The 11,510-nt window shown below is 68.2% G+C and carries 7 protein-coding genes; 5 read left to right on the top strand and 2 right to left on the bottom strand.

Annotated elements, in window-relative coordinates; translation table 11 throughout:
* The first annotated feature begins 12 nt into the window (after positions 1-12).
* Positions 13-3,213 carry an efflux RND transporter permease BpeB gene (gene bpeB / locus WT16_RS05095; RefSeq protein ID WP_015601799.1) on the top strand — a complete coding sequence of 1,067 codons (3,201 nt, stop codon included), beginning with the start codon at positions 13-15 and terminating at the stop codon, positions 3,211-3,213.
* A gap of 3 nt (positions 3,214-3,216) precedes the next feature.
* Entirely contained in the window at positions 3,217-4,758 is a 1,542-nt protein-coding gene (gene oprB / locus WT16_RS05090) for an efflux RND transporter outer membrane subunit OprB (protein ID WP_063532827.1), read from the top strand.
* 214 nt (positions 4,759-4,972) lie between these two features.
* Here oprB and WT16_RS05085 read toward each other — a convergent pair whose 3' ends face one another.
* A complete protein-coding gene (locus WT16_RS05085) occupies positions 4,973-6,346 on the bottom strand; it encodes a nucleobase:cation symporter-2 family protein (protein WP_015600163.1) in 1,374 nt (457 codons plus the stop codon).
* Between the two features lie 400 nt (positions 6,347-6,746).
* Between WT16_RS05085 and WT16_RS05080 the strand changes: the two genes are divergently transcribed.
* The gene (locus WT16_RS05080; protein WP_063532826.1) at positions 6,747-8,171 is read left to right on the top strand and encodes an FGGY family carbohydrate kinase; all 1,425 of its coding nucleotides are present in this window, start codon (positions 6,747-6,749) and stop codon (positions 8,169-8,171) included.
* 130 nt (positions 8,172-8,301) lie between these two features.
* Here WT16_RS05080 and WT16_RS05075 read toward each other — a convergent pair whose 3' ends face one another.
* Positions 8,302-9,336 (bottom strand): helix-turn-helix domain-containing protein, encoded by a 1,035-nt coding sequence (locus tag WT16_RS05075; protein ID WP_063532825.1) that lies wholly within the window; start codon positions 9,334-9,336, stop codon positions 8,302-8,304.
* Between the two features lie 182 nt (positions 9,337-9,518).
* Between WT16_RS05075 and WT16_RS05070 the strand changes: the two genes are divergently transcribed.
* Positions 9,519-10,625, top strand: a complete 1,107-nt coding sequence (locus WT16_RS05070) for an S-(hydroxymethyl)glutathione dehydrogenase/class III alcohol dehydrogenase (RefSeq protein WP_006024728.1) — start codon at positions 9,519-9,521, stop codon at positions 10,623-10,625.
* A 13-nt stretch (positions 10,626-10,638) separates the two neighbouring features.
* Positions 10,639-11,499, top strand: a complete 861-nt coding sequence (gene fghA / locus WT16_RS05065) for an S-formylglutathione hydrolase (RefSeq protein ID WP_082874703.1) — start codon at positions 10,639-10,641, stop codon at positions 11,497-11,499.
* Positions 11,500-11,510 lie beyond the last annotated feature (11 nt).

The raw sequence follows: 11,510 nt of genomic DNA, 5'->3' as shown, positions 1-11,510 counted from the left end.
GGGGCCTGCTTCATGGCAAAGTTTTTTATCGATCGCCCGATCTTCGCGTGGGTGATCGCCATCATCCTGATGCTGGCCGGCGTCGCGGCGATCTTCACGCTGCCGATCGCCCAGTATCCGACGATCGCGCCGCCGTCGATCCAGATCACCGCGAACTATCCGGGCGCTTCGGCGAAAACCGTCGAGGACACCGTCACGCAGGTGATCGAGCAGCAGATGAGCGGTCTTGACAACTTCCTGTACATGTCGTCGACGAGTGACGACTCGGGCAACGCGACGATCACGCTCACGTTCGCGCCGGGTACGAACCCGGACATCGCGCAGGTCCAGGTGCAGAACAAGCTGTCGCTCGCGACGCCGATCCTGCCGCAGGTGGTGCAGCAGCTCGGCCTGTCGGTGACGAAGTCGAGCAGCAGCTTCCTGCTCGTGCTCGCCTTCAACTCCGAAGACGGCAGCATGAACAAGTACGACCTCGCGAACTACGTCGCGTCGCACGTGAAGGACCCGATCAGCCGGATCAACGGCGTCGGCACCGTCACGCTGTTCGGCTCGCAGTACGCGATGCGGATCTGGCTCGACCCGACGAAGCTCACGAACTACGGGCTCACGCCGGTCGACGTGACGACCGCGATCTCCGCGCAGAACGTGCAGATCGCGGGCGGCCAACTGGGCGGCACGCCGGCCGTGCCGGGCACCGTGCTGCAGGCGACGATCACCGAGGCGACGCTGCTGCAGACGCCCGAGCAGTTCGGCAACATCCTGCTGAAGGTGAACCAGGACGGCTCGCAGGTGCGGCTGAAGGACGTCGCGCAGATCGGCCTCGGCGGCGAGACGTACAACTTCGACACGAAGTACAACGGCCAGCCGACCGCGGCGCTCGGCATCCAGCTCGCGACCAACGCGAACGCGCTCGCGACCGCGAAGGCGGTGCGCGCGAAGATCGACGAGATGTCGACGTACTTCCCGCACGGCCTCGTCGTCAAGTACCCCTACGACACGACGCCGTTCGTGCGCCTGTCGATCGAGGAAGTGGTGAAGACGCTGCTCGAGGGTATCGTCCTCGTGTTCCTCGTGATGTATCTGTTCCTGCAGAACCTGCGGGCGACGATCATCCCGACGATCGCGGTGCCCGTCGTGCTGCTCGGCACGTTCGCGATCATGTCGATGGTCGGCTTCTCGATCAACGTGCTGTCGATGTTCGGTCTCGTGCTCGCGATCGGTCTGCTCGTCGACGACGCGATCGTCGTGGTCGAGAACGTCGAGCGGGTGATGGCGGAAGAGGGCCTGCCGCCGAAGGAAGCGACGCGCAAGGCGATGGGCCAGATCACGGGCGCGCTCGTCGGCGTCGCGCTTGTGCTGTCGGCGGTGTTCGTGCCGGTGGCGTTCTCCGGCGGCTCGGTCGGCGCGATCTATCGTCAGTTCTCGCTGACGATCGTGTCGGCGATGGTGCTCTCCGTGCTCGTCGCGTTGATTCTGACGCCGGCGCTGTGCGCGACGATCCTCAAGCCGATTCCGCAAGGGCATCACGAGGAGAAGAAGGGCTTCTTCGGCTGGTTCAACCGGACCTTCAACTCGAGCCGCGACAAGTACCACGTCGGCGTCCACCACGTGATCAAGCGCTCGGGCCGCTGGCTCATCATCTATCTCGCGGTGATCGTCGCGGTCGGCCTGCTGTTCGTGCGCCTGCCGAAGTCGTTCCTGCCCGACGAGGACCAGGGCCTGATGTTCGTGATCGTCCAGACGCCGTCGGGCTCGACGCAGGAGACGACCGCGCGCACGCTCGCGAACATTTCCGACTACCTGCTCAAGCAGGAAAAGGACATCGTCGAATCCGCGTTCACGGTGAACGGCTTCAGCTTCGCGGGCCGCGGCCAGAACTCGGGCCTCGTGTTCGTCAAGCTGAAGGACTACTCGCAGCGGCAGAGCGCGAACCAGAAGGTGCAGGCGCTGATCGGCCGGATGTTCGGACGCTACGCGGGCTACAAGGACGCGCTCGTGATTCCGTTCAACCCGCCGTCGATTCCCGAACTCGGCACGGCGGCCGGCTTCGACTTCGAGCTGACCGACAGCGCGGGTCTCGGCCACGACGCGCTGATGGCCGCGCGCAACCAGTTGCTCGGGATGGCCGCGAAGGACCCGACGCTGCAAGGCGTGCGTCCGAACGGGCTGAACGACACGCCGCAGTACAAGGTCGACATCGATCGCGAGAAGGCGAACGCGCTCGGCGTGACCGCGGATGCGATCGACCAGACGTTCTCGATCGCGTGGGCGTCGAAGTACGTGAACAACTTCCTCGACACCGACGGCCGGATCAAGAAGGTGTACGTGCAGTCCGACGCGCCGTTCCGGATGACGCCTGAGGACATGAACATCTGGTACGTGCGCAACGGCTCGGGCGGGATGGTGCCGTTCTCGGCGTTCGCGACCGGCCACTGGACCTACGGCTCGCCGAAGCTCGAGCGCTACAACGGCATCTCGGCGATGGAAATCCAGGGCCAGGCCGCGCCGGGCAAGTCGACCGGCCAGGCGATGACGGCGATGGAAGCGCTCGCGAAGAAGCTGCCGACGGGCATCGGCTATTCGTGGACGGGGCTGTCGTTCCAGGAAATCCAGTCTGGCTCGCAGGCGCCGATCCTGTACGCGATCTCGATCCTCGTCGTGTTCCTGTGTCTCGCCGCGCTGTATGAAAGCTGGTCGATCCCGTTCTCGGTGATCATGGTCGTGCCGCTCGGCGTGATCGGCGCGCTGCTCGCGGCGACGCTGCGCGGGCTCGAGAACGATGTGTTCTTCCAGGTCGGTCTGTTGACGACGGTGGGTCTGTCCGCGAAGAATGCGATTCTGATCGTCGAGTTCGCGCGCGAGCTGCAGCGGACGGAGAAGATGGGGCCGATCGAGGCGGCGCTCGAGGCGGCGCGGCTGCGGCTGCGTCCGATCCTGATGACGTCGCTCGCGTTCATTCTCGGCGTGCTGCCGCTCGCGATCAGCAACGGCGCCGGCTCGGCGAGCCAGCACGCGATCGGCACCGGCGTGATCGGCGGGATGATCACCGCGACGTTCCTCGCGATCTTCATGATCCCGATGTTCTTCGTGAAGGTGCGGGCCGTGTTCAGCGGCGAGAAGGAAGACGTCGACGAAGCGCTGCGCCTCGCGCACGAGCACATGCACCGTGACGAAAAGCCGGAGCACGGCGACGACGCTGGCAAGAAGGATTAACAGATGAAGCGAAAACATGCTTTGACTGCACTCGCAGTCGCCCTGCTCGCCGCGGGCTGCACGCTCGCGCCGCGCTACGAGCGTCCGGCCGCGCCGGTGTCGGGCGCGTTCCCGACCGACGGCGTCTACGCCGCGCAGCCGGGCGCCGCGTCCGGCGCGCGCAGCGCGAACGGCCAGTCGGCCGTCGACATCGGCTGGCGCGAGTTCTTCGTCGATCCGCGCCTGCAGCGGCTGATCGAGATCGCGCTGAAGAACAACCGCGATTTGCGCGTCTCGGTGCTGAACGTCGAGGCGTCCCGCGCGCAGTATCAGATCACGCGCGCGGGCCTGTTCCCGACGCTCGACGGCACCGGCACGGGCACGATCCAGCGCTATCCGGCCGGCGTGTCGACGACGGGCCAGCCGCTCATCACGCGGACCTACAACGTCGGCGTGTCCGCGTCGTGGGAGCTCGACCTGTTCGGCCGCGTGCAGAGCCTGAAGGACCAGGCGCTCGCGCAATACTTCGCGACCGCGCAGGCGCGCAAGGCGGCGGAGATCTCGCTCGTCGCGCAAGTCGCCGATCAGTATCTGACGCTGCTGTCGACCGACGACCTGCTGCAGATCACGCAGAACACGCTGAAGACGGCGCGCGCGTCGTACGACCTGACGAAGCTGCAGTTCGACAACGGCACCGGCTCGGAGCTCGATCTGCGGCAGGCGCAGACGGTCGTCGAGACGGCGCTCGCGAACCAGCAGGCGCAGGCGCGCGCGCGGGCGCAGGCGCTCAACGCGCTCGTGCTGCTGATCGGCGAGCCGCTGCCCGACGATCTGCCGGCCGGCCTGCCGCTGAACGCGCAGAACCTGCTGACGGACATCCCGGCCGGGCTGCCGTCCGATCTGCTGACGCGGCGCCCCGACATCATGCAGGCCGAGCAGACGCTGCGCGCGGCGAACGCGAACATCGGCGCGGCGCGCGCGGCGTTCTTCCCGAAGATCTCGCTCACGGGCGCGTTCGGCACCGCGAGCCCGACGCTCGGCGGCCTGTTCAAGGCGGGCACGGCGGCGTGGTCGTTCGCGCCGAGCATCGCGCTGCCGATCTTCGAAGGCGGGCAGAACATCGCGAACCTCGATCTCGCGCACGTGCAGAAGCGCATCGAGATCGCGAACTACGAGAAGGCGATCCAGAGCGCGTTCCGCGAGGTGTCGGACGGGCTCGCCGCGCGCGGCACGTACGATCAGCAGATCGCGGCGCTCGAGCGCAACGAGCATGCGCAGCAGCGCCGCTACGATCTGTCGGACCTGCGCTACAAGAACGGCGTCGACAGCTATCTGTCGGTGCTGACCGCGCAGACGGATCTGTACTCGGCGCAGCAGCAACTGATCAGCGCGCGGCTCGCGCGCTGGACGAACCTCGTCGATCTGTATCGCGCGCTGGGCGGCGGCTGGATCGAGCGCGCGGGCGAGACGCCGCGCCCGGCCGATGCGCCCGTCGACTACGGCAAGGCGGCCGCGCCGGCGTCGGCGACGCCGACTGCGGCAGCCAGCGCGCCGGCGGCCGGCTGAGCGTTCGCCGGCGCCGCGCGCCGGACGAAGGCAGCCGATTCGTTCGTCGCGCGGCACGCGATCGGCAGCGGATTCGCCGCATCGCGACGCACAAACAAGAACCCCGCGTTCTTCGGAGCGCGGGGTTTTTGTTGGGGTGTGGCTGTCGGTTCCGGCCGGCGTCGTGTCGGTTCCATGATGCGATGCCGCTTCGGCCGCGCCGCGCGATGGCGGCTCAATGCAGATCGACCGGCCGCCCGTCGAAGTCGTGCCCCGCGCGGCGAATGTCGCAGCGTGCGTCCTTCTCGCCCTTCATGCCGTTGAACACCAGATTGAGCACGACGGCCGATACCGACGCGAGCAGTATCCCGCTATGGAGGATCGGCGCGAGCGCGGCGGGGAGCTTCGAGAAGAAGTTCGGCGACACGACGGGCACGAGCCCGAGGCCGATGCTCACCGCGACGATGAAGAGATTGTGGTGGTTGCGCACGAAGTCGACCTTCGACAGCACCTTCACGCCATTCGCGGCCACCATCCCGAACATCACGATGCCCGCGCCGCCGAGCACGAACGGAGGCACCGACGCGACGAGCTGCGCCATCTTCGGAAAGAGCCCGAGCAGCACGAGGATCATGCCGCCCGTCGCGCAGACGAAGCGGCTCTTCACGCCCGTCACGCCGATCAACCCGACGTTCTGCGAGAACGACGTGTGCGGAAACGAATTGAAGATGCCGCCGATCAGCGTGCCGAGCCCGTCGACGCGCAGCCCGCGCACGAGCGTCTCCTGATCGACGGGGCGCTCGACCATGTCGCCGACCGCGAGGAACATCCCGGTCGATTCGATGAACGTGACGAACATCACGATCACCATCGTCGCGATCGACAGCGGATCGAAATGCGGGAGTCCGAAATGGAAAGGCGCGACGAAGCCGACCCACGGCGCTGCCGCCACGCCGTCGGTGTTCACGCGGCCCGCGGCGAACGCGATCGCGAAGCCCGCGACCATGCCGAGCAGCACCGAGATGTTCGCGACGAAGCCGCGGCCGAACTTGTTGATGACGAGGATCAGCGCGAGCACGATGAACGACAGGCCGAGATAGACGGGGTCGCCGTAGTTCGGATTGCCGACGCCGCCCGCCGCCCAGTTGATGCCGACCTCCATCAGCGACAGCCCGATCACCGAGATCACGGTGCCGACGACGACGGGCGGAAAGAACCGCAACAGCCTGCCGATCATCGGCGCGAGCACGATGCCGATCGCGCCCGCGGCGATCGTCGAGCCGAAGATGTCGAGGATGCCGAGGCCGGGATTCGTGCCGATCGCGATCATCGGGCCGACGGCCGCGAACGTGCAGCCCATGATGACGGGCAGGCGGATGCCGAAGAGCCACACGCCGAGCGTCTGGATCAGCGTCGCGATTCCGCACGCGAACAGGTCCGCGCTGATGAGGAATGCAATCTGGTCTTTCGGCAGCTTGAGCGCGCCGCCGACGATGAGCGGCACCGCGACGGCGCCCGCATACATGACGAGAACGTGCTGCAGCCCGAGCGTCAGCAGCTTGCCGGACGGCAATACCTCGTCGCACGGATGGACCGTGTTCGATTGCATTTGTCTCACTCCATGATCTTGTTTTGACGGTGGTTCAACGTTATGCGCATTGACGAATCGCAACAAGAGCGTGGGTTTCTATTCCGTGCTTCGCTGCGTCGATATGCGCGCCGGGCATGCTGGAGCGATGTGTTCATCTCGGGGGCCTGCGCGAGCGGGTGAGTGATGCCGTTTTATCGCCAGCCAAAATTGATCGGTCGACGCCGCCAAATATCGTCTGGTTTATGGTCTGTATCGTCGTATCGGCATAGTGGCCGTGCGCGATGCGCGAAAAGCGCAGCGGGTTTACCCCCCGCGCAGCCGCTTCGGCCGGGAATCAGGGCCATGCGCGCGGCGCGCGCGAGCATCGGCGGCCCGCAAGGTATCATCGGCGTCGGCTCATTCGAATCCATGTTCCGTTATGCGATATCTCGGCATCGATCTGGGGACCGGGTCCCTCAAGCTCGCGATCGTCGACGGCGACGGCCGCGTGTGCGCATCGTCGGGCGCCGCGTATGCGGTGGCGACGCCGCAGCCCGGCTGGGCGGAGATCGACGTCGACATATGGTGGCGCGCGCTCGTCGACGCCGCGATGCGGCTGTCCGGGCAGGAACGCGCGCGGGTGCGCGCGATCGGCTTTTCGGGGCAGATGCATGGCGTCGTGCTGGCCGACGCGTCGGGACGCGCGCTGCGGCCCGCGATGCTGTGGCCCGATGCGCGCGCGACCGCGCTCGTCGCACGCTGGCCCGCGTCGCCGAATCCGGTGTCGCCCGGCATGGCGGGGCCGTTGCTCGCGTGGCTCGCCGCGCACGAGCCGCACACGCTGCGCGCCGCGCGCTGGGCGCTGCAGCCGAAGGACTGGCTGCGCGTCGCGCTGGGCGGCGACCTCGCGAGCGATCCGTCCGATGCGTGCGCGACCGCGCTCGCCGGCCCGGACGGCGACTGGGACGATGCGCTGATCGCCTCGCTCGGCTTGCCGCGTGCGCTGTTCGCGGCGCCGCGCGCGTCGGACGCGCGGTGCGGCGCGCTGTCGGCCGACGCGGCGCGCGCGCTCGGCCTGCCAGCCGGAATCGCGCTCGCGACGGGCGCGGGCGACACGCCGTGCGCGGCGCTCGGCAGCGGCCTCGCGCATGACGGCGACGCGCTTCTCACGACGGGCACGGGCGGGCAGATCGTCGTGCTGACCGCGCAGGGCGCCGCGCCGGGCGTGGGCCTGCACCGCTATCGCGCGGCGGGCGGCGCGCGCTATTACACGATGGCCGCGATGCAGAACGTCGGGATCGCGCTCGAATCGGCGCGCGGCTGGCTCGTCTATCCGGATTGGCGCGCCGCATACGACGACGCGTTCGGCGCGAGCGCATCGCCGCGGATCAGCTTTCTGCCGTACCTGACGGGCGAGCGCTCACCGTGGATGAATCCCGCCGCGCGCGGCGGCTGGCTCGGCCTGTCGCTCGGCGATTCGCGCGGCGCGCTGATGCGCGCGGCGTTCGAAGGCGTCGCGTTCGCGTTGCGCGCGGGGCTCGACGCGATTCGCGCGGACGGCTCGCCCGTGCGCACGCTGCGGCTCGCGGGCGGCGGCTCGGTCGAGCCGCGCTGGCGGCAACTGCTTGCCGATGCGCTCGATGTCGAGCTGCACGCGGTCGACGGCGCGGACGCCGCCGCGCGCGGCGCGGCGCTGCTCGGCGGCGTCGCGGCGGGTCGCTGGCGCGCGGCGGAGCTCGCCGCGCTCGCGCCGGGCGCGACGCGCGTCGCCGCGCCGACGCACGATGCGGCGCTCGCCGCGCGCCACGCGCGTTTCATCGACCTGTATCGGCGGACCGAAGGGTGGTTCGACGCAGGCGGGTGAGCCGGTCCGCCGCGCCGGCGGGCGTCTGATCGATGCCGTGATCGGCGTCGTGCCGAGCGGCACGACGCGAGCGTCGTCGTGACGGCGGGATGCGCTTCGCATGAGTTGCATGGCCGCCGCGCCCAATGCGTCAGTCCGCGTCGCCGCTCACCGGCACGTCGCGCACGCCGGTGCCGGAGAACCGCTCTCGATACGCGCCGGGCGTCACGCCGAGGCGGCGCATGAATACGCGCCGCAACTGGTCGTCGGAATGAAACCCGCTGCGCACGGCGACCGTCTTCAGCGGCAGCGTTTCCTGCTCGAGCAGGCGGCGCGCTTTTTCGAGCCGCGCGATTTCGATGAATTCGGCCGGGCGATAGCCGGTCTCCCGCACGAACACGCGGACGAAGTTGCGCTCGCTCATCGCGGCGCGCTTCGCGAGCTGCGCGATGCCCAGACGCTCGTCGAGCGAGTTCAGGATCCAGTCCTGGACGTCGCGGATCGACGCGTGCGCGGTCATCTGGCTCGCCAGATACACGCTGAACTGCGACTGGCCGCCCGGCCGCCTCAGATAGATCACGAGATCGCGCGCGACGGCGAGCGCGATCTCGCGGCCGAGATCCTCCTCGACCATCGCGAGCGCGAGATCGAGACCGGCCGTGACGCCCGCCGACGTCCACACGTTGCCTTCCCGGACGAAGATCGCATCGGGCTCCACCTTCACCGCCGGATAGCGCGCCTTCAACATGGGGGCGACGCTCCAGTGCGTCGTCGCGCGGCAGCCGTCGAGCATGCCGGACTCGGCGAGAAAGAAGCAGCCCGAGCACAGCCCGACCATCCGGCCGATGCGGCGCGACACGTCGCGGCACCATCCGACGAGCATCGACGTGTCGCGCAGCGCGCGCTCGATGTCGCGCGCGCCGACGACGATCGCCGTGTCCGGCACGGCGAGCGTGTCGAGCGCCTTCGTCGCCTCGAGCACGATGAGGGTGTCGGACTTGACCGGGCCCTTCGCGGGCGCGGCGATCTGAAGATCGTAGACGGGCGCGAGCCCGGCGGCGGCGAGCCGCGCATTCGCGTAGTCGAACACGTTGATGACGCCGACGGCCTCGATTGCCTTGAATCCCGGATAGATCACGACGTCGACGGCCGTCGTCCGATGCCGGGGGGAAATTTCCGCTGCCATGCCGCTTCACCATCGACTTGCCGAGACCGCGCCGATCTTAACCCACTTGGTGCGGCGCGGCCGCCCGAGCCTGACAACTTTCCGCCGAATCCTGCCAATTTCCGCGCCGCAGCCGCCGGGCCGGCCGCGCATGCGGATACACTGGGCGATATTCCACCCAGTGACTTCTCTGGAGAACACGCATGAAGACGAAAGCCGCGATCGCCTGGAAGGCGGGCGAACCGCTGACGATCGAAGAGGTCGATCTCGAAGGACCGCGCGCGGGCGAGGTACTGATCGAAGTGAAGGCCACCGGCATCTGCCACACCGATTACTACACGCTGTCGGGTGCGGACCCCGAAGGCCTCTTCCCGGCGATCCTCGGGCACGAGGGCGCGGGCGTCGTCGTCGATGTCGGGCCGGGCGTCGGCACGCTGAAGAAGGGCGATCACGCGATTCCGCTCTACACGCCCGAATGCCGCGAGTGCAAGTTCTGCCTGTCTCGCAAGACGAACCTGTGCCAGAAGATCCGCGCGACGCAAGGGCGCGGCCTGATGCCGGACGCGACGTCGCGCTTCTCGATCGGCGGCAAGCCGATCTTCCACTACATGGGCACGTCGACGTTCTCGAACTACATCGTCGTCCCCGAGATCGCGGTGGCGAAGGTGCGCGAGGACGCGCCGTTCGACAAGATCTGCTACATCGGCTGCGGCGTGACGACGGGCGTGGGCGCGGTCGTCTACTCGGCGAAGGTCGAGGCGGGCGCGAACGTCGTCGTGTTCGGCCTGGGCGGCATCGGCCTGAACGTGATCCAGGGCGCGAAGATGGTGGGCGCGGACAAGATCATCGGCGTCGACATCAACCCGAAGCGCGTCGCGCTCGCGAAGAAGTTCGGCATGACGCACTTCATCGACCCGAACGAGGTCGAGAACGTCGTCGATCACATCGTGCAGCTCACCGACGGCGGCGCCGACTACTCGTTCGAATGCATCGGCAACGTGAAGGTGATGCGCCAGGCGCTCGAGTGCACGCACAAGGGCTGGGGCCAGTCGTTCATCATCGGCGTGGCGGCGGCGGGCGAGGAGATCAGCACGCGGCCGTTCCAGCTCGTGACGGGCCGCGAGTGGAAGGGCTCCGCGTTCGGCGGCGCGCGCGGGCGCACCGACGTGCCGAAGATCGTCGACTGGTACATGGAAGGCAAGATCAACATCGACGACCTGATCACGCACACGCTGCCGCTCGAGAAGATCAACGACGGCTTCGACCTGATGAAGAAGGGCGAGTCGATCCGCTCGGTCGTGCTGTACTGATCAGGAGTCTTGCATGGGGACGACGATGCTCGAACTCGTTTCGTCGCACGCGTGTCACGGCGGCGAGCAGCGCTTCTATCGGCACGCGTCGAAGACGATCGGATTGCCGATGAAGTTCTCTGCGTACCTGCCGCCGCAGGCCGCGCACGGCCGCGTGCCGGCGCTGTTCTATCTCGCGGGGCTCACGTGCACCGAGGAGACGTTTGCGATCAAGGCGGGCGCGCAGCGCTTCGCCGCGCAGCACGGCATCGCGCTCGTCGCGCCCGATACGAGCCCGCGCGGCGCGCTCGTGCCGGGCGAGGCGGATGCGTGGGATTTCGGCGTCGGCGCGGGCTTCTACCTGAACGCGACCGAGGTGCCGTGGTCGACGCACTGGCGGATGGAGTCATACGTCGCCGACGAGCTGCGCGGCGTGGCCGCGGCCGAGCTGCCGATCGACGGCGCGCGGCTCGGGATCTTCGGCCACTCGATGGGCGGCCACGGCGCGCTCGTGCTCGCGCTGCGCCATCCGGACCTGTATCGCTCGGTGTCGGCGTTCGCGCCGATCGCCGCGCCGTCGCGCTGCCCGTGGGGCGAGAAGGCGTTTTCGGGCTATCTCGGCGGCGATCGCGAAGCGTGGAAGCAGTACGACGCGAGCGAGCTCGTCGCGCGCGCCGACGCGAAGCGGTTCGCCGAAGGCATCCTGATCGATCAGGGGCTCGCCGACCCGTTCCTGCCGACGCAGCTCAACCCCGACGTGTTCGAGGCCGCGTGCCGCGCGGCGGGCCAGCCGCTCACGCTGCGCCGTCACGCGGGCTACGATCACGGCTACTACTTCATCTCGACGTTCATCGCCGATCACATCGAGCATCACGCGCGCGTGCTCGGCCGATGAGCCGGTGAGCG

This window comes from Burkholderia sp. MSMB1589WGS, assembly GCF_001636105.1.
Taxonomy (GTDB): Bacteria; Pseudomonadota; Gammaproteobacteria; order Burkholderiales; family Burkholderiaceae; genus Burkholderia; species Burkholderia humptydooensis.
This window is presented reverse-complemented; position numbering and strand designations above follow the sequence as displayed.